Source organism: Candidatus Nitrosopumilus sp. SW (genome assembly GCF_006740685.1).
In the GTDB taxonomy this organism is placed as follows: domain Archaea; phylum Thermoproteota; class Nitrososphaeria; order Nitrososphaerales; family Nitrosopumilaceae; genus Nitrosopumilus.
This window is the reverse complement of record NZ_CP035425.1, coordinates 319,596-336,440: the sequence shown is the minus strand read 5'-3', so window position 1 is coordinate 336,440 and position 16,845 is coordinate 319,596. Positions and strand designations below refer to the sequence as shown.

At 34.6% G+C, this 16,845-nt stretch carries 25 protein-coding genes and 1 tRNA gene; 17 read left to right on the top strand and 9 right to left on the bottom strand.

Features of this window, described 5'->3' with window-relative positions; genetic code table 11:
- The first annotated feature begins 68 nt into the window (after window positions 1–68).
- Complete coding sequence (gene mqnC, locus Nisw_RS02095) at window positions 69–1,187, top strand: cyclic dehypoxanthinyl futalosine synthase (protein ID WP_141976091.1); 1,119 nt, start codon at window positions 69–71, stop codon at window positions 1,185–1,187.
- Here the strand turns inward: mqnC and Nisw_RS02090 are convergent.
- Together Nisw_RS02090 and Nisw_RS02085 are read right to left on the bottom strand one after the other, a co-directional pair.
- Window positions 1,182–2,624, bottom strand: a complete 1,443-nt coding sequence (locus Nisw_RS02090; RefSeq protein WP_141976089.1) for a menaquinone biosynthesis decarboxylase — start codon at window positions 2,622–2,624, stop codon at window positions 1,182–1,184. The genes mqnC and Nisw_RS02090 overlap by 6 nt on opposite strands.
- Window positions 2,625–2,698: 74 nt before the next feature.
- Window positions 2,699–3,073, bottom strand: a complete 375-nt coding sequence (locus Nisw_RS02085) for a hypothetical protein (protein WP_014962859.1) — start codon at window positions 3,071–3,073, stop codon at window positions 2,699–2,701.
- Window positions 3,074–3,169: 96 nt separating this feature from the next.
- On the opposite strand from Nisw_RS02085, the gene Nisw_RS02080 reads away from it, so the two are divergent.
- The 3 genes from Nisw_RS02080 (at window position 3,170) to Nisw_RS02070 (ending at window position 5,146) form a co-directional block, all read left to right on the top strand.
- Window positions 3,170–3,853, top strand: a complete 684-nt coding sequence (locus Nisw_RS02080; protein ID WP_141976087.1) for a trans-sialidase — start codon at window positions 3,170–3,172, stop codon at window positions 3,851–3,853.
- A 68-nt stretch (window positions 3,854–3,921) separates the two neighbouring features.
- The gene (locus tag Nisw_RS02075) at window positions 3,922–4,113 is read left to right on the top strand and encodes a hypothetical protein (protein WP_141976085.1); all 192 of its coding nucleotides are present in this window, start codon (window positions 3,922–3,924) and stop codon (window positions 4,111–4,113) included.
- A gap of 124 nt (window positions 4,114–4,237) precedes the next feature.
- Window positions 4,238–5,146: a trans-sialidase gene (locus Nisw_RS02070; RefSeq protein ID WP_141976083.1), complete on the top strand. Its 909-nt coding sequence runs from the start codon at window positions 4,238–4,240 to the stop codon at window positions 5,144–5,146.
- 22 nt (window positions 5,147–5,168) lie between these two features.
- Here Nisw_RS02070 and bcp read toward each other — a convergent pair whose 3' ends face one another.
- On the bottom strand, window positions 5,169–5,633 hold the full coding sequence (bcp, locus tag Nisw_RS02065; protein WP_141976081.1) for a thioredoxin-dependent thiol peroxidase: 465 nt from the start codon (window positions 5,631–5,633) through the stop codon (window positions 5,169–5,171).
- A gap of 102 nt (window positions 5,634–5,735) precedes the next feature.
- Here bcp and Nisw_RS02060 point away from each other — a divergent pair, with 102 nt between their 5' ends.
- From Nisw_RS02060 to Nisw_RS02025, 7 genes are all read left to right on the top strand, one after another.
- The gene (locus Nisw_RS02060) at window positions 5,736–6,440 is read left to right on the top strand and encodes an MIP/aquaporin family protein (RefSeq protein ID WP_141976079.1); all 705 of its coding nucleotides are present in this window, start codon (window positions 5,736–5,738) and stop codon (window positions 6,438–6,440) included.
- A gap of 38 nt (window positions 6,441–6,478) precedes the next feature.
- On the top strand, window positions 6,479–6,904 hold the full coding sequence (locus Nisw_RS02055) for a hypothetical protein (RefSeq protein ID WP_141976077.1): 426 nt from the start codon (window positions 6,479–6,481) through the stop codon (window positions 6,902–6,904).
- A complete protein-coding gene (locus Nisw_RS02050) occupies window positions 6,901–7,719 on the top strand; it encodes a hypothetical protein (protein WP_141976075.1) in 819 nt (272 codons plus the stop codon). The genes Nisw_RS02055 and Nisw_RS02050 overlap by 4 nt, the downstream gene beginning before the upstream one ends.
- Window positions 7,720–7,757: 38 nt before the next feature.
- Window positions 7,758–7,832, top strand: a tRNA-Arg gene (locus Nisw_RS02045).
- A 185-nt stretch (window positions 7,833–8,017) separates the two neighbouring features.
- Window positions 8,018–9,367: a hypothetical protein gene (locus Nisw_RS02040; RefSeq protein ID WP_255430822.1), complete on the top strand. Its 1,350-nt coding sequence runs from the start codon at window positions 8,018–8,020 to the stop codon at window positions 9,365–9,367.
- 172 nt (window positions 9,368–9,539) lie between these two features.
- A complete protein-coding gene (locus Nisw_RS02030) occupies window positions 9,540–10,136 on the top strand; it encodes a hypothetical protein (protein WP_141978449.1) in 597 nt (198 codons plus the stop codon).
- A gap of 53 nt (window positions 10,137–10,189) precedes the next feature.
- Window positions 10,190–10,591: a cyclic nucleotide-binding/CBS domain-containing protein gene (locus tag Nisw_RS02025; protein ID WP_255430821.1), complete on the top strand. Its 402-nt coding sequence runs from the start codon at window positions 10,190–10,192 to the stop codon at window positions 10,589–10,591.
- On the opposite strand, the gene Nisw_RS02020 is transcribed toward Nisw_RS02025, so the two are convergent.
- Entirely contained in the window at window positions 10,592–11,017 is a 426-nt protein-coding gene (locus Nisw_RS02020) for a hypothetical protein (protein ID WP_141976071.1), read from the bottom strand. It abuts the gene before it with no gap.
- 50 nt (window positions 11,018–11,067) lie between these two features.
- On the opposite strand from Nisw_RS02020, the gene Nisw_RS02015 reads away from it, so the two are divergent.
- The 5 genes from Nisw_RS02015 to Nisw_RS01995 are packed head-to-tail and all read left to right on the top strand — an operon-like array spanning window position 11,068 to window position 14,215.
- Complete coding sequence (locus Nisw_RS02015) at window positions 11,068–11,619, top strand: DNA-3-methyladenine glycosylase I (RefSeq protein WP_141976070.1); 552 nt, start codon at window positions 11,068–11,070, stop codon at window positions 11,617–11,619.
- Between the two features lie 28 nt (window positions 11,620–11,647).
- A complete protein-coding gene (locus Nisw_RS02010; RefSeq protein ID WP_141976068.1) occupies window positions 11,648–12,019 on the top strand; it encodes a carbonic anhydrase in 372 nt (123 codons plus the stop codon).
- On the top strand, window positions 11,991–13,286 hold the full coding sequence (locus Nisw_RS02005) for an NRAMP family divalent metal transporter (RefSeq protein ID WP_255430820.1): 1,296 nt from the start codon (window positions 11,991–11,993) through the stop codon (window positions 13,284–13,286). Before Nisw_RS02010 ends, Nisw_RS02005 begins: the two co-directional genes overlap by 29 nt.
- Before the next feature lie 35 nt (window positions 13,287–13,321).
- On the top strand, window positions 13,322–13,840 hold the full coding sequence (locus Nisw_RS02000; protein WP_141976066.1) for a ferritin: 519 nt from the start codon (window positions 13,322–13,324) through the stop codon (window positions 13,838–13,840).
- 42 nt (window positions 13,841–13,882) lie between these two features.
- Window positions 13,883–14,215, top strand: a complete 333-nt coding sequence (locus Nisw_RS01995) for a hypothetical protein (RefSeq protein ID WP_141976064.1) — start codon at window positions 13,883–13,885, stop codon at window positions 14,213–14,215.
- Window positions 14,216–14,503: 288 nt separating this feature from the next.
- Here the strand turns inward: Nisw_RS01995 and Nisw_RS09070 are convergent, their stop codons facing one another.
- Genes Nisw_RS09070 through Nisw_RS09065 form a run of 3 tightly spaced genes read right to left on the bottom strand, consistent with a single transcriptional unit; the run spans window position 14,504 to window position 15,181 of the window.
- Window positions 14,504–14,677, bottom strand: coding sequence for a hypothetical protein (locus Nisw_RS09070; protein WP_185736647.1), 174 nt, complete (start codon window positions 14,675–14,677; stop codon window positions 14,504–14,506).
- Window positions 14,678–14,708: 31 nt separating this feature from the next.
- A complete protein-coding gene (locus Nisw_RS01990; protein ID WP_141976062.1) occupies window positions 14,709–15,011 on the bottom strand; it encodes a hypothetical protein in 303 nt (100 codons plus the stop codon).
- A gap of 26 nt (window positions 15,012–15,037) precedes the next feature.
- On the bottom strand, window positions 15,038–15,181 hold the full coding sequence (locus Nisw_RS09065) for a hypothetical protein (protein ID WP_185736646.1): 144 nt from the start codon (window positions 15,179–15,181) through the stop codon (window positions 15,038–15,040).
- 223 nt (window positions 15,182–15,404) lie between these two features.
- Between Nisw_RS09065 and Nisw_RS01985 the strand changes: the two genes are divergently transcribed.
- Complete coding sequence (locus Nisw_RS01985; RefSeq protein WP_141976060.1) at window positions 15,405–15,851, top strand: pyridoxamine 5'-phosphate oxidase family protein; 447 nt, start codon at window positions 15,405–15,407, stop codon at window positions 15,849–15,851.
- Here Nisw_RS01985 and Nisw_RS01980 read toward each other — a convergent pair.
- Complete coding sequence (locus Nisw_RS01980) at window positions 15,846–16,604, bottom strand: DNA repair protein (protein WP_141976059.1); 759 nt, start codon at window positions 16,602–16,604, stop codon at window positions 15,846–15,848. The genes Nisw_RS01985 and Nisw_RS01980 overlap by 6 nt on opposite strands.
- Window positions 16,605–16,644: 40 nt before the next feature.
- Window positions 16,645–16,845 carry a hypothetical protein gene (locus Nisw_RS01975; RefSeq protein WP_141976057.1) on the bottom strand — a complete coding sequence of 67 codons (201 nt, stop codon included), beginning with the start codon at window positions 16,843–16,845 and terminating at the stop codon, window positions 16,645–16,647.

Genomic DNA, 16,845 nt, shown 5'->3' with positions numbered 1-16,845 from the left:
TTGAGCACAAACTCTCAATTGCTTTTTCTATCAAGGATTAAATAGAAATTCCAAAGGATGAAAGGCAATTGAGTCAGACAACTGAACAACTCCAAAAAAGTGACATTAAAGATATTCTAGAAAACTCTCTTAATGGAAAAAGGCCTGGACCTGAAGACTGTATTAGGTTATTGGAATCTGATGATGTTCATCTGATGGGACTAGTATCTAGCCATTTGACACGAAAGCAATTTGGAAAAAAAGCATCTTTTGTAAATAATATTATTTTGAATTATACTAATGTCTGTATTACTGATTGCAAGTTTTGCGCCTTTTACAGATCTCCTGGCGCTGATGATTCTTATACGTTAACCCTGGACCAAATTGAATCTCGAGTCAAAGCTGCATGGGATATGTTTAAGATCCGTCAAGTCTTGATTCAAGGTGGCCATAACCCAAATTTGAAAATTGAATATTATGAAGATGCCTTTAGAATGATTAGAGAAAAATTCCCTAAAGTTGGGGTTCATGGATTATCTACATCCGAAATAGATATGATTGCAAGAGTTGAAAAATCCTCCACAAAAGAAATTTTATCAAGACTCAAAGATGCTGGCTTACAATCAATGCCTGGTGCAGGAGCTGAAATTTTAACTGATTCAGTTAAGGAAATTATTAGTCCAAAGAAAATCTCCAGTGATGCTTGGATTCGAATTATGGATGAAGCTCATTCTCTTGGAATCCCATCTTCTGCAACGATGATGTATGGTCATGTGGAAAACAAAAATGATATTGTTGAACACTTTTACAAACTAGTAAAATTACAAGAAAAAACTAAAGGATTTATGGCATTTATTCCATGGAACTTTGAGCCAAACAATACTTTGATGCATGAAGAAGGTTTAGTTGAATATGGTACTGGTGGAATTCAACTTTTGAAAATGATTGCAATATCTAGATTGATCTTTGATGGACTTATTCCTCATATTCAATCCTCATGGTTGACAAATGGTATAGGTATGGCACAATTAGCTTTACAGTATGGCGCTGATGATTTTGGTGGAACTTTGATTGGAGAAGAAGTGGTTTCTTGCACTGGTGCACGCTCAACTGAACTTACTGATAAAATAATTGTAGATGCAATTCATCAAATTGGTTACTCAGTTGAAGAGAGAGATAATTTCTATAATCCTATATCTGTATCATAGCCCATAGTCAGACCATTTCGAATCAACTAAGTTCTTTGTTTCTTCATCCACTTTTACTTGTTGTTGAATTTCTCTTTCGTATCCTTCCTCTTTTGTTTTCTGTGTTGCGTCAATTCCCATCTTAGAACCTAAATTAACAAGTGGTGATGCTGGATCAAGTGTATCTGTTGGGACATTATTGATTATTGTAGTATCTCTTGCTGCATCAGCTCTTGTTGTAATTGCCCAAATTACATCATTGATATCATGAACATTGATGTCCTCATCTACCACCACAAACATTTTTGTTAATGATAACTGTCCCATTCCCCATAATCCCATCATCACTTTTTTTGCTTGACCTGGGTATCTCTTTTTAATTGAAATTATTGCAAATCCTTGGAACCAACCAGCTGCTGGCATACTGAAATCCACTACTTCTGGATGGAACATCTGAATTAGTGGTAAAAATGAACGCTCAATTACTTTTCCAATATATGCATCCTCAAGTATTGGTTTTCCAACTACTGTTGTCACGTAAATTGGATTTTTTCTTCTCATTATTCCTGTTAATGTAAAAGTTGGATATGGTTCAACAGGAGTATAGTATCCTGTATGATCTCCAAATGGACCTTCATCTCTAATATCTGCTGGATCTACATATCCTTCTAAAACAATTTCTGCATTTGCTGGAACATCCAAATCAATTGTCTTACATTTTACAGTCTTGATGCCTTCTTTTCTTGTAATGCCTGCAAACAAGTATTTGTCAAGTCCTTCTGGAACTGGAGCAATTGATGAAAAAACTGTTGCAGGTTCTCCACCAATAATTATTGCAGTTGGGATTTTTTCTCCTTTTTCTTTTGAAATATCTCCGTGATGTGCTCCTCTCTTGTGTTTTTGCCAGTGCATTAATGCATGTGTTTTATCTACAATCTGCATTCTGTATACTCCCAGATTTCTAATCCCTGTCTCTGGATGTTTTGTTGCAACTAAACCTAATGTGATAAATCGCCCTGCATCATTTGGCCATGATTTTAAAATTGGTAAATCATCAAATGATGCATCCGTTGATGTAATTTCAGTAACTGGTCCACTAACTTCTGATTTTGGAAATGATGCTGTCATCTTTGAGAGTTCTGGAAGTTTTTTTATTTTATTTAATAATCCTGATGGAACATCCATCTTTGTCATATCTGCAATACGTTGTCCAATTTCAGTAAAGTCTTTCATCTCAAGTCCTATCTCTAATCTTTTCATAGAACCAAATGCATTTCCTAATACTGGCATGTTGTAATCTTTTACATTCTCAAAAAGAATTGCAGGTCCGTCTGAATACATCTCTCTTCTCATAATTTCTGCAATCTCTAAATTCGAGTCTACTTGTGTTTTGACTCTCTTTAACTCTCCATTTTTTTCAAGTTCTGAAATGAATTCATGAATATCTTCTATTGGCACATTAATTCTGAATCTGGTTCAAGTATAAGCTTAACTAGATTTGTTTGATGGGTTCACACTTGAAAAATCTAAATTTACATTGGTGGAAGTTCTGTTTTTTTATCATGTCCACCAGAGCCAAATTTACAGTAGAAACATAATTCTGATTCCATGTACTTTAATTGCTCAACTTGGATTGCACCAAGTTTTAGTGCAATTTTTGTGAGAATTTTGTATTTTAATGGCATTGCTGGAATCACTTCATCCATGTAGACTCTGTAGTGATCGGGGCAAAACTTGAGTGTAACTTTGGCAGGCTCTTTACCCTTCTCATTAACTTGCTTCGTGAAATTGATCTGTTCTCGAATGTATTCATGTTTTGGGCATGGACAATCTTTTCCGCCTGGATGTTTGTATGCAGGTGTGTTTTTCCAGTCAAATTCTGGAAATTCTTTCTCAAAGTCATCCATGGGATCTGTTAGTGATTTGTGCTTATAAAACTTGATCAAACTTGTGTATGGTAATAACCCAAATGCTCATAAACCCCGGATTATCCATCCAGTTTAATGGCAGCTGCTAAAAAGCAAACTAAAAAAGATCTTGAAGACAAGATTGCCGAATTAGAAGCAAAGCTAAACTCACTTTCATCTCAGCTTTCAAAACCAGCTGAAGTGAAACCAGCTGAGACAAAACCAGCTGAAGTGAAACCTGCTGAGACAAAACCAGCTGAAGTGAAACCAGCTGAGACAAAACCAGCTGAGTCTAAACCTGCTGAAACAGCCAAACCAAAACCAACATTACCAAAAGGTATGGGTGAAAAACCAGCAGAAGCTCCTAAACCTCAGGAAGCTCCAAAACCAGCTGAAACAACAGCACAACCTCCAGCAACAGTACAAGATGCTTTAGAGGCCGCATACTATGATGCTCCAATGTCTGACTTCCATCAGTACAGAGCAAAAGTAACAGGTTATTCTCCAGCTCCTAACAGATACTTTGTTAGATTGACTGCTCCTGTTGGTAAAGTTCCAACATCTGATTGGAATCAACAAAAAGCTACAGTCACTGGTTACACAGCATGTTCAAACCAATACTATGCAACTAGAGCAAGATTGGCATATCATCCTGCTGACAAAACCTTTGGAGCCTTTAGTGGAGTAAACATGAGTGTTGAAGGCGTTGCAGCACAAGCACAACAAGCACCAACACCAGAACCTGCAAAACCAAAGGGCACACTTCCAAAAGGATTCTAATTCAAAAACATCTTTTATTTTCTATTTTTAATAATAATATTTTTCTTTGATCATATTCTACACTTTACATGCCTCCAAAAATTCTATGTCCTAATTGCCAACAAAATGAATGGCTAGAAAATCAAGAACTAAGTTATCTTCCAAGAGTATCTAAATTGGATAACGGACAATATGTTGCCGACACTGAAAATGGAACTCATGTTAGAATTTGGAGATGCAACAACTGTATGTATGTGATGCAATTTTGGGAACCTGATTAGGTCTAAATTGATTTATTTGGAATTATAATTTTTACATATTATCTATTGATTTTACGAATTTTTTTCATCAAAGATTGACTGTTAAACAAAATGTAAATAAACAATGCGCTATCTATTGTAAGAAATGGCAGCAAAACGAAAAGCAAGTACAAAAAAAGATCTTGAAAACAAGATCGCAGAACTCGAAGCAAAACTCTCAAAATTATCGTCTGAGATTGATGCCAAACCAGCAGAAACTAAACCTGCTGAGACAAAACCAGCTGAAGTGAAACCAGCTGAGACAAAACCATCTGAGTCTAAACCTGCTGAAACAGCCAAACCAAAACCAACATTACCAAAAGGTATGGGTGAAAAACCAGCAGAATCTCCTAAACCTCAGGAAGCTCCAAAACCAGCTGAAACAACAGCACAACCTCCAGCAACAGTACAAGATGCTTTAGAGGCCGCATACTATGATGCTCCAATGTCTGACTTCCATCAGTACAGAGCAAAAGTAACAGGTTATTCTCCAGCTCCTAACAGATACTTTGTTAGATTGACTGCTCCTGTTGGTAAAGTTCCAACATCTGATTGGAATCAACAAAAAGCTACAGTCACTGGTTACACAGCATGTTCAAACCAATACTATGCAACTAGAGCAAGATTGGCATATCATCCTGCTGACAAAACCTTTGGAGCCTTTAGTGGAGTAAACATGAGTGTTGAAGGCGTTGCAGCACAAGCACAACAAGCACCAACACCAGAACCACCGAAGCATTCTGATACTCTTCCAAAAGGAATGGGTGATGCACCTCAAACTAGTACTAGTGGAGATGGCAAATCAAGACAAGAACAACTAGAAGAATATGAAAAAGATTACTTGCAACGAATTGAACAAGAAAAAGCAGAACGTGAACAAGCTTACCAAGAAGCACTTCAAGCAGAAGTTGAAGCAAGAGCTAAACAAACACGTGGTAGCTTACCAAAAGGTTTTGAACCTGCACCGGAACCCGAACCTGCAAAACCAAAGGGCACACTTCCAAAAGGTTTCTGACCTTTCACCTTTTTACTTTATTTTATTCTAAATTTTTAAAATCATCAAACACTTGTTTTGAATGTCCTGCAGGTTTCACCTTTGGATATATCTTGAAAATCTTTCCTTTTTCATTTACGAGAAAAGTACTTCTCATAACTCCCATGTATTCTCTACCCATGAATTTTTTCTTTCCCCAAACTCCAAACATTTTTGAGACTTGTTTGTCTACATCTGCTAAGAGTGGGTATTTGATTTTCATCTTTTCACAGAATTTTTTGTGTGATTCTACATCATCAGGACTAATTCCTATAATTTCAATTTCTTCTTTTTGAAATTTCTTATAATCTTTAGAGAATTCATCTGCTTCTGTTGTACATCCTGGAGTGAAATCTTTTGGATAAAAATAGATAGCATGTTTTTTTCCTTTGAAATCTGAAGATTTTATTTTGTTACCATTTGCATCCTCTATCTCAAATTTTGGAACTGAATCCCCCTCTGAAATCATATGTAGAGAACTGCATGTGCCTGTAATTAATTACTTTTTGATCTGAATTGATCATAGTCTGTTCCGAATCTTTTATATGGAAATTGACGGGGCTTTTGCTTAATGGTTAATCCAAGAGCATACCTTGCTGAAGCAATTGCAACATATGGATTGGTATTTTTCGGTCCTCTTTCAGTAATTTTGGCAATTGCATCATTTGGAGAAGAACTAACAACCATGTCTGTTCTGTTTATTTCTCTTGGACACGGTGGTGCCATTGCATTAATGATCTATGCATTTGGTCATGTATCTGGTGCTCACATAAATCCTGCAGTTACCATTCCTATGATGATTACAAGAAAGATTGGAATTGCAGATGGGGTGGGTTATATTATTTCACAATTAATTGGTGCAGTTGCAGCAGCAGCAACACTCAAAGCAATATTACCTGAAATTGGTGCTAAAGTAAACTTTGCAACTCAAGGTGGACCTAGTGATCTGTTAAACAACAGTATTGGTTCTGGATTTGCTGTTGAAGCCGTATTGACATTCTTCTTAGTTACAGTAATTTTCATGAGTGCTGTTCACAAGAAAGCATCTCCTGGATGGCATGGATTTACAATTGGTGGAATGGTTTTCCTTGTACATTTGATTGGTGTTCCACTTACAGGTGCATCAGTAAACCCTGCAAGAACATTTGGTCCTGCACTTATTTCTGGATTCTGGGAATTCCATTGGTTGTATTGGGCTGCCCCAATTTTAGGTGGCATTGTTGCTGGTTTGATAATGAATTATGTATTTGTCAAACAAGCAGAAAAAGAAGCATAATCCCAACCTTTTTAAAAATTTGAAATCTTTTCTCAAGTATGAGTTCTGCTGATGAAATTTCTTCAATGTTTAATACAGAATCTCAAAAACTTGAAAAATTCCTTTCTAATGTATCTGATGACATGGGAATTCATAAAATTGTAGAAACTTACTATCAAGTCATGAATGTCTCTTCTATGATTTCTATGCTTAAACAGCAATTAGACTCTGAAAATCACAAGGCACTGCTGGAACGAATTGATAAAACAGAACAACTTATTTCAGGAAAATTCAACAACGACATACATCCCAAAATACTAGAAAATCTTTCAAATTCAATTCAAGAAGCAACCTCTACACTACAGTCAAGTCCTGGCGAAAAAACCAAAGAACAAATTGAACATGAATCTCAACTATTTGAAGAACTTAGAAAAAAAATGAGTACCAAAGAGTTTGTTGAACAATATGACAAAGGATTGGCATGATTCAACAACTTGCACAAAACCTTGTTTTTCTAAAAAAAGAATTTGAAAAAACATATTCTGGAAAAAGTCAGATGCAAGAAGTTATTCCTATTTCTTCTTCCAAACTATTCCCAATAGACCAACAAGATTTGGAATTGTTACATCAATTTGCTACAAAAAATCCTATCTATTACAACTCATACGAAGATATTGTTGGTGACACAAAATGTGTTGTCTATGAAGGTGATATCAACAAGTATTGGTTGAATAGTATTCAGCATGGTTCTAGTAATGCACCTTTTTCCCCCACTTGGATAATGTCTGCATATGTTGCAACATCAATGACAAAAGATCTTGGATATTCAGAAGTGATTGATATTGGTTCTGGTGATGGTAGAATTGCTTTTTGTGCTAAAGTTTTGAATATGGAATCCTATAGTATAGAACTTGATGAACAGTTAATTGATCTACAAAAAACACTTATCACTACACTTGATTTTCATCCTTTTTGTTCTAATGCAATAACTTTTGATTACGCATCTTTGAATTTGGATAAACCGATATTTTTCATTGGAGGACTCGCACAAATGGGTGGTGTTTCTTTGGCTACTGGTGTAATCAACAAAATTCGATCCCAGGACTTTTGGAAAAACACTGGTTGGGTTTTTGCAGGCACATACTCTCAAAAATATGCACCGGATCCAAAAAATGAGGCTGGTTGGGGTACTTTGATTGAAGAAAACAAACTTCGAAAAATAGAAACCATTTCTTTGCCAACCGTTTGGACATTTCATGAAACTGATGAAACTCCCTATATTTTTGCAGAATCTCAGTAATCGTAATCCAAATTAAGCGTAAATTCACCAAAGTTTTCGGACTCGTTGCATAGCTTGGATAGTGCGAACGCTTGCGGAGCGTTAGGTCGCCGGTTCGAATCCGGTCGGGTCCGCTTACTATTGTCTTATAAGAAATTCATATGATTGCAAGACAGTGCATACTAGAACAAACAATCTTCTTTTGTTATTTTAGAAACTTGTCATTATGTTGTTATAGAATATCAAAAAATAATGTGAAAAAGTAAAAGTTCATGGTAATTGCTATATACTATTAACCCAAATTTTTGTTATGAGATTTGTGTTCAATCTTTTTGTAATTTCTGTACTTGTTTTAGGGTTAATTTCTAGTCCTCTCTCATTTGCTCAAACAAATGACAGTGGGGAAGATATTGTTATTGAATTAGAAGAATCTATCTCAATCACTTTAAATGATTCTGAAACAGAAACTGATGAAACAGAAACTGATGAAACAGAAACTGATGAAACAGAAACTGATGAAACAGAAACTGATGAAATCTACAAGAATCTAGGATTAGCAGTTTCAGAATTTGTTCGAGAATCAAGAGAGTTAATTGAGAAACAAAAAGAGGAAACAAAACTTGTCATTAAACAATGCAGAGATGATATGAGATCTGCAGAACCTGAAAATAGACAGGCAATCCGAGATCAATGTAAAACTGATCTTAAAGAAATCAAAGATGATTATAAAGACTTTCGAGACACTTACAAGAAAGCATTCAAAGAGTTTAGAGACAGCATGAGGATACTTATCCAAGATGCAAAGGGATTGCCAGTTGGAATGGCTCAAAAAGAAGCCGCATTAGCTAACATCGAATCAGATTCAGACGGAGAAGACAGAAAAGATAAGATTCGTGAACTCAGACAAAAGATGGATGAGGAAACAAGAGAAGACAAGAAAGAACAACGTGAAGCTGAAAAAAGAGAACGTGAAGAACTAAGAGAAAAACACAAGAAAGAACGTGAAGAACTTAAAGAAAAACACAAGAAAGAACGTGAAGAACTAGGAACATCTCTAGAAGGATCTGATGATTCAGAAGATGCAGCAAAAGAAATTCGTGAGGCAACACAAGCCATTGCAAGAGCTGAAAATAAAATAACCGAGGCTCAAACTGATGGAAAAGATGTTTCCGTTTCGCTAGAAAAACTAGATGAGGCAAAAGAACTTTTGGCATTAGCAAAAGATCACTTTGCTTCTGATGATTTTGCTGAAGCAGAAGAATTAGCTGAAGATGCAAAAGACTTGGCATCCGAATCTAGAATGAAATATCTAGGAAAATCTGCTGAAGACATAGATGATACTAGGGATGATTCTGAAGATGACACAGAGAATGAATTAGAAATTGAAGTTGAAGTCGAAGATGGAATTGCCAAAATTGAGGTAGAAAACAATAGTGATAAGACTAATTTTGAGATTGAGTGGACTGATGAACAGGACATTATTGCACAAATTGCAACAATGACTGGGCTTACCGTGGCAGAAATAGAGGAAGTCATTGAATTTGAAATCGAATCTGAAATTGATACTGACGATGATGACGAAGAAGACGATGACGACGATGAAGAAGACGACGATGAAGAAGACGACGATGATGAAGAAGACAATGACGATGATGAAGAAGACGAGTAGTCTTTAATCATTAATTTCACTTTTTAACAAATTTTTTCTCAAAAGTTAGCACTAGATTTTTTTTTTTGATTTAGTTAAAAGCAATTCTGCATTTTTTACAGTATGAATACTTATTTCAGAAGGGGACCTGCATTTGAGAGGAATATTTGAATCCTTTATTGTATTTGGTATAATGACTGGTTTACTATTGCCAGCCAGACTGCTATTTGTGGAATTCGTTTCTGATGATTGGTTAGGCTCTTTTGGAATAATTACTGCTATTTCTGTATCTGTAATAATTTTGGCAAAGAAACAGAAATTGGGATTTTTTGGTCCTATGCTTGAAAGACAAATCTACAAATTTCAGAAAGGAAAGCGAGGTATCGCCATTTTTGGTGAATCTCTATTTTTACTTTTAATTTTAGGTACAATGATCGTAGCTATAGACCAGGGTAGTTCTACTCATTCTGAATACATGCTACAAAACTCTCAGAATACCAAAATGATCAATTCCCCAGAGCAAGTGTTAGAAATGACAAATAACATGACTCCCTCTGATTGGTTTGTTGGATTCTTACTAGTTCCATCTGCATTGTTAACAGAATTTCCTAAAATGAGTGCAGCAATTGCATCTATTGATCAATCTCTTGACGGATGGCTAATGCATTTTTACACTGTTGGATTTGTAGAATATTTGGAGTTATTGGGAATTTTAATTTTCTATAGGATCTCGTTTAAGAGAAAAATTTCTAATGCTACAAGTCAATTATATGCCAAGACTGCAATTTAGAATTTAAGACTCCTACAGTATGAATATCTTAAATATTATAACGTAATATGACAATGGTGAGTCGAAAAGATTTCAACTACTCATCCATCAAAGTACAAGATATCATGACACGTGCATTAATCACTGTTAATCTTAACACTACTGCACTACAAGTTGCTAAAATGATGGAACAGGGAGGAATAGGTGCTGTTATTGTAAAAGACGGTAATAATCTTGTTGGTATTGTTACTGACCGAGACTATGCAACAAAGATTGCTGCAAACAATCTTCCATTTGATACTACTGTTGAAAAAATAATGTCTTCTCCCCTAATTACGATTAATCAGGGTGAACCACTCTCTGTAGCTGCAGAAACAATGGCAAGTAAAAAAATAAGAAAACTTGCTGTCTCTGATAATGGTACTATAACTGGAATAATTACTTCTACTGATTTAGTTAACCAATTAGCAAAATAACTAATACGTTTTTGTCTTTCTAAGAAACAATGTAACTGATACCATATAGCACCCAGTAGAAATTACTTCTGAAATCAATGATGCCAAGAATGGTTCTATGCCAATTTCTAAGAAATAATAAAAAGTTGGCCATCTTATTCCCAAATACACAATCTCTCCTATGCCAAATGATGAAACTAGTGCAAGTAATTCTCTTCTGATTAACTCTTTTCTCATTGATTTGTAGCGATCCTTGTTATCCCAATAGAACAATGCCGAAAAAATTCCAAAATATACTCCATATCCAAAAATTATAGTAAATGTTGTTGTAAGAAAACTGTCATAATCTACTAGTAACTGTGCAAATGTTGCTGAAAGCGATGCTGAAATTACAAAACAAATCAGAAAACTTCTGTTAATTCTTAGTAATTGCTGATTTAGTTTCATGAATTTTTAAAAATTTGATAACTAATATTTTGTTAGACTCAGTAGAAAATATGAAAAGATGTCAATGGGCAACTGAGGAACCAAACATAACTTATCATGATAAAGAATGGGGAAGACCACAACATGATGATAAAAAATTATTTGAATTTTTGATATTGGAGGGTGCCCAGGCTGGTCTTTCATGGGTGACTATCCTCAAGCGTAGGGATGGTTACAAAAATGCATTTTCAAATTTTGATGCCCGTAAAGTCTCAAAATATTCTCAAAAACAAGTATCAAAATTACTCCAAGACGAATCAATCATTCGAAACAAACTAAAAATTAACTCTGCAATTAATAATGCAAAACAGTTTCTCAAAATACAAGAAGAGTTTGGTTCTTTTGACAAATATCTGTGGAGTTTTGTAAATTACAAGCCCATCAAAAATAAATTCAAAAAACTATCTGATTTACCTGTATCTACTGAAATATCTGAAAAACTAAGCAAAGACCTCAAAAAACGTGGATTTAGTTTTGTAGGGCCTACAATATGCTATGCATTAATGCAGGCAATAGGAATGGTCAGTGATCACACCTCTGAGTGCTTTTTACATGGAAAATAATTTTATTCTTCCACAATCTTGACAAATTATGGCAGAAGGAAAATTTGCAACATCTGTAACTTGCATGGATGGTAGAATCCAACTACCTCTTGCAAAATGGATCAAAGAGAACTACTCTGTTGATTATGTAGATGCAATCACAGAACCAGGTGTTGACAAAAAAGTTGCAGACAATTCTGATCTTGAATCAATTAAGACCAAAGTTGGAATTTCAATTAATGCACACAAATCCGAGTTAATCGTAGTATCCGGCCACTATGACTGCGCTGGAAATCCCGTTTCAGACGAAGAACACAAATCTCAAATCAAGAAAGGTGTTGAGGTAATTTCATCTTGGAACACTGGTGCTAAAGTTATCGGAGTTTGGGTTGATGATACTTGGAATGTCAACGTATTATAGAATAATGGATTCAAAACTCTCTCATTTTTCAAAAACAGCTGGTCCTGGAATCTTATTTGCTTGTACTGCCATAGGTGTGTCTCATCTAGTACAATCCACTCGAGCAGGCGCAGATTATGGTTTACTGATTTTGGGTTTTGTTATTGTGGTTACTTTATTGAAATATCCTTTCTTTGAATATGGTTCACGTTATGCAAACTCTACTCAAACAAGCATTATTGATGGATACAAGAAACTAGGAACTCCTGCATTATGGTTGTATTTTCTAATCACAGTTGCATCCATGTTTTTTGTCACAGGTGCAGTAGGGTTTGTCACTGCGGGATTTTTTGAGAATCTGTTTGGATTGGACTTTCTTGGAGAATCGACGATAATCATTTTGTTTGTAGTATGTGTTGGAATATTGGCAATTGGAAAATATCATGTTCTTGATAGTTTAATTAAGATTATTGCAATTGTTTTGTTAGTATCTACTGTTTCTGCATTTTTGTTTACATTGTATAATGGCCCAATAGAACCTGTTGCAGGATTTGAGCCAAAAGATCTTTGGGATGTATCTGGAATCTTTTTCTTACTTGCCCTAATGGGATGGATGCCCACTGCAGTTGATCTTTCTAGTTGGAATAGTTTGTGGACATTGGAAAGAATGAAGCAGACCGATTACAAACCAAAACTCAAAGAGACTTTGTTTGAATTTAGATTGGCATACTTGATTACAGGAATTTTAGCAATCATGTTTGTTACATTGGGTGCCTTCATCTTTTATGGTTCTGGTGATGAATTGCCAAACAATAATGCACTATTTGCAAATGAGATTGTTTCTTTGTATACTCACACCATTGGTGATTGGAGTTACATCATAATTGCAGCTTCTGCATTTACTGTGATGTTTGGAACAATAATTGCAGTTCTTGATGGATATTCACGCTCCCTTCAAAGAACAATAGAATTGATTTTTACAAAAAAAGAAGAGCAAATACGCACAAAATTCAGAGTTTTGTATGTCATTTTCTTACTTGTAATTTCAATAGGTTCACTTACCGTGATATTTCAATTTGGAAATAGTCTAAAAGAACTTGTTGACTTTGCAACTGTTTTGTCATTTGTTATTGCCCCGATAATTGCAGTCTTTAATTTTAGATTGGTTACTGGTAAATTCTTGAGTAAAGAATCTCAACCTTCCATGATGTTGAAGATTTTGAGTTTTGCAGGAATAATCTTCCTTAGTGGATTTGCAATATTCTTCCTAGTAATGAAATTCCTATGATAATCCTTTAAATTTAATTAAAAATTAGTATTTTTATGAGAATTTCCCCTAAAATGAAAAAAGCATTAAATGATCAAGTTGCCCTGGAAGGACTTGCATCAAGTAGTTATTTGGCAATGGCATCTTGGTGTGAGGTAACTGGATACAAAGGCGCTGCTGATTACTTTTACGCACAATCTGATGAGGAAAGAACTCACATGATCAAAATAATTCACTATCTTAATGATATTGGTGCAACTGCAACAATTCCTGCAATCAAAGCCCCTTCTGGAACTTACAAATCTCTTGAGGGACTAGTTAAAACTGCACTAAAAAATGAGCAAACTGTTACTAAAGCAATTCATAAAATGGTAGAACTATCTCACAAAGAAAAAGATCATTCAACTTATGCATTCTTGGAATGGTTTGTAAATGAACAAGTACAAGAAGAAACAAAGTTTGAAACAGTATTGCAAAAGTTTGATCTTATAGGACGAGATAAAATTGCAATCAATGAAATTGATAAAATTCTTGCAGCCGAGGCAGCAACTCCTGATGCAGATCCTGCAGCATAAAATTTCTAAAATAATTAATACTGCATTGTTTTCAAACCCTTCATGACAGTAACTGTTACAAGAAAACCAGGTGGAATAACACAATTGTTCAACACTGATAATGGTCGTGTCACTTACAAATGTAAAGCAGATTCAGCTTACATGTTGATTGAAGCCTTTGGTGGAATTGTAAAATTTAATCAAAAAAATGCAATGGCGACAGTTACTGGACATGTAACTTCTTTGGAGTCTTGTGATGTTCTAAAGAATGGTCATCCTGAATACAAGAATGCACTTATTACAATAATTTCTGCACACAAAGAATTTGCGAAAAATATTGCTGATTCTTATCAAAAAGAAATTACAGAACTTGAAAACAAACTATCTGCACTTTAAGATTGGTATTTTTCACATTTGCAGCCTCGAACTAGGCATTTTCCATCACCTTCCATGTGGATTGAATTATCATGGTAACATCCCACTTCTCCATTATTACATTTCATTTTAGTTCCTCAAATCAGAAATTACCTTGATTCATCATGGTCTTTGCCAATATGGGTAGCAAGGTCAATTACACTACTGCCGAAATCTTTTCCGCAAAACTTGCAATGAAATGTGTATTCATTTGACAAGGATAATTCTGGAACATAATATTATTAAAAAATTTCCTGATTTTTGACTAATTTATCCATAAATCATACAATGCTCGCATTCACAAACATCTTGTTTCTTTGCTTTTTTCAAGCAGTTTTTGTGTTGACCTGCTTGACACTGAACACAAATCTCATCTATATTTTCAACAGATGTGTATTTTTTTGATTGGTCAAATCCAAAACCTCCGTCTTGTGGTCCTACCATGATTTTACATGTATGATGTAGTATTTCTAGTTCACTGATTTATTGCAAATTCTATTGTATTGATCAATTCACTTCTGTGTTCTTCAATGATTCCTCTTATCTCAAATGAATCTACATATCCTCCTGCTGATGCCCGAGTTGCTTTTAACAAATAGTGTAATGCACCTTCCTCAATTTTTCCAACATAATACCCATAAAGAAAATCCACCTCGTTTTTGCATTTCCAAATTTTTTTAATATTTGGAAATGTCTGTTTTATCTCTGAATCTATTTCTAAAATTCTATTTTTTATATACTGATCAAGTGATTTTCTTATTGTAGCGTCTTGAAGCAATTATAATTTATTTAGAATACTTGCCTTTAGTCCTTTTTCTCATCATTGGCATCTTCTGGATTATCCCACATGTGCATAGTTCCTCTGATCATAAAAGAGCCTACAATGATGGCTACTAGACCTCCAATGATGAATACAAAAAATTTACCTACATCTTTTATGCTTGCCAATGTTGCTTAATCATATTCATTCTAATTATAATTGCCTAATTGATTGGATTAGATTCAATAATGAGATTATTCAATCTCATTCATATGTCTAGACTTAAACAGATTGCCATCTGGATTGGAATTATAGGAGGGGGAATAGGGTTCTTTTTCTTTTCTATAGAAGCTGCTGAATTTATGCGATAATTATCAAAAATTAATTATGTTGTAATAGTTTCTAGAAATATTGCCTGAAATTACTGATGAGATCAAAGAATTTTTGGATTTACAAAAGTTAGGCTATGTTGCAACAGTTTCTTCTGATGGTGCCCCGAATATTTCTCCCAAAGGTACCATTATGCGATGGTCAAAAAACCAACTAGCATTTGCAGATATTCGTTCTCCTGACACTATGAAAAATTTGAAGACTAACCCTAATGTGGAAATTAATGTAATTGATCCCTTGTTGCGAAAGGGGTTTTTGTTCAAAGGTCTAGCTAAAATCATACAAGACGTCCCCCTCTATGATGACATTTTGAAACATTATCGTAGAAATGGAATTAAGAGTCCAATTAACTCAATTGTTCTAGTTGATATAACTCAAATCTCTGAAGTGACATCTCCTTTGTATGATCTGGGAATTAATGAAGAAGAAATTAAATCAAAATGGAAAAAACATTTTGATAGCTTATGATTCTTGATCTTTTGAACTGAGTTTGTTTAATTCTTTTTTTGTCTCTTCGTGTGCTTCTCTTTCTTTTTCCAAAAGTAACTGAACTGCTTCCAATTCTTTTTGTGTCATGCTTAGTTTTGATTTTAATGAACCTACAACAGCACTTGCTGCCTCAATTACTCCTGCAGCGCTCTTGTTGTTGCCTTGAATGAATTCTTTTTCTTTTGGAGTAAGAATACTTGTATCTTGAAATTCATCTTTTTTGTTTAATTCTTCTTTTGCATTATATAATCTTGAATTTGCCTCATCTAGTTCTTTTTCTGCTTCAACTTGTTGTTTTCTAATTTGAGATAATGTGGATTGTTCTGCTGAAATTTTTTCTTTTGTCTCTTCGTATTCTTTTGTTATTTCTTCCAATTCTTCTTTTATTTTTGATAGGTTCTCTTCTGTTTTACCATACTCTTCAAATGATTTTGAATCTTTGATCTGCTCAGAATTTTTTATTTTTTCTTTAATTTCTTTGTGTTCTCTAATAACAATATCAAGTTCCATTCTTTTTTGATTAAGTTCTTTTTTTACTATCATCAAGTTGCTTACTGCCGTTTCATATTCTTCTTTGACTGAATCAATTTTTTGTTGAATGTTGTTTAGTTCCTCTTGCTTTTCTCTAAACTCATTTTGGAGGTTTTCAACTTCTGTTTCTAATTCTTCTTTTAGAATATACTCATCGCTATTTTCTGATACAATGTCTTCTTTTTTACCAAAAAGTCCCATTTCATTTTTCACCGTCTTTCTCTAAAAGATGAATCTTTCTTTATTGTTGTTTTGTTCTATGTCTGATGAATTTGAGGTAGAATCCTAACCCTCCAATCAACAAACCTGCAATCCATGTTGCTACACTCATGCCTTTTGGAATAATTGCCTCTTGTGGACCTACGATGAGCAACAATGCTCCTAAAATGATTAATGCAAATCCTCCATTGTTTTTTGATTTGTTGTGCTCAGAATGAACCAT

What these genes read in the sequence shown, in the direction of transcription:
- Nisw_RS02085 (WP_014962859.1), bottom strand. Translation starts at nt 3,073, where the DNA reads ATGGATGACTTTGAGAAAGAATTTCCAGAATTTGACTGGAAAAACACA.
- Nisw_RS02080 (WP_141976087.1), top strand. Translation starts at nt 3,170, where the DNA reads ATGGCAGCTGCTAAAAAGCAAACTAAAAAAGATCTTGAAGACAAGATT.
- Nisw_RS02075 (WP_141976085.1), top strand. Translation starts at nt 3,922, where the DNA reads ATGCCTCCAAAAATTCTATGTCCTAATTGCCAACAAAATGAATGGCTA.
- Nisw_RS02070 (WP_141976083.1), top strand. Translation starts at nt 4,238, where the DNA reads ATGGCAGCAAAACGAAAAGCAAGTACAAAAAAAGATCTTGAAAACAAG.
- bcp (WP_141976081.1), bottom strand. Translation starts at nt 5,633, where the DNA reads ATGATTTCAGAGGGGGATTCAGTTCCAAAATTTGAGATAGAGGATGCA.
- Nisw_RS02060 (WP_141976079.1), top strand. Translation starts at nt 5,736, where the DNA reads ATGGTTAATCCAAGAGCATACCTTGCTGAAGCAATTGCAACATATGGA.
- Nisw_RS02055 (WP_141976077.1), top strand. Translation starts at nt 6,479, where the DNA reads ATGAGTTCTGCTGATGAAATTTCTTCAATGTTTAATACAGAATCTCAA.
- Nisw_RS02050 (WP_141976075.1), top strand. Translation starts at nt 6,901, where the DNA reads ATGATTCAACAACTTGCACAAAACCTTGTTTTTCTAAAAAAAGAATTT.
- Nisw_RS02030 (WP_141978449.1), top strand. Translation starts at nt 9,540, where the DNA reads ATGACTGGTTTACTATTGCCAGCCAGACTGCTATTTGTGGAATTCGTT.
- Nisw_RS02025 (WP_255430821.1), top strand. Translation starts at nt 10,190, where the DNA reads ATGGTGAGTCGAAAAGATTTCAACTACTCATCCATCAAAGTACAAGAT.
- Nisw_RS02020 (WP_141976071.1), bottom strand. Translation starts at nt 11,017, where the DNA reads ATGAAACTAAATCAGCAATTACTAAGAATTAACAGAAGTTTTCTGATT.
- Nisw_RS02015 (WP_141976070.1), top strand. Translation starts at nt 11,068, where the DNA reads ATGAAAAGATGTCAATGGGCAACTGAGGAACCAAACATAACTTATCAT.
- Nisw_RS02010 (WP_141976068.1), top strand. Translation starts at nt 11,648, where the DNA reads ATGGCAGAAGGAAAATTTGCAACATCTGTAACTTGCATGGATGGTAGA.
- Nisw_RS02005 (WP_255430820.1), top strand. Translation starts at nt 11,991, where the DNA reads ATGATACTTGGAATGTCAACGTATTATAGAATAATGGATTCAAAACTC.
- Nisw_RS02000 (WP_141976066.1), top strand. Translation starts at nt 13,322, where the DNA reads ATGAGAATTTCCCCTAAAATGAAAAAAGCATTAAATGATCAAGTTGCC.
- Nisw_RS01995 (WP_141976064.1), top strand. Translation starts at nt 13,883, where the DNA reads ATGACAGTAACTGTTACAAGAAAACCAGGTGGAATAACACAATTGTTC.
- Nisw_RS09070 (WP_185736647.1), bottom strand. Translation starts at nt 14,677, where the DNA reads ATGGTAGGACCACAAGACGGAGGTTTTGGATTTGACCAATCAAAAAAA.
- Nisw_RS01980 (WP_141976059.1), bottom strand. Translation starts at nt 16,604, where the DNA reads ATGGGACTTTTTGGTAAAAAAGAAGACATTGTATCAGAAAATAGCGAT.
- Nisw_RS01975 (WP_141976057.1), bottom strand. Translation starts at nt 16,845, where the DNA reads ATGGTTCATTCTGAGCACAACAAATCAAAAAACAATGGAGGATTTGCA.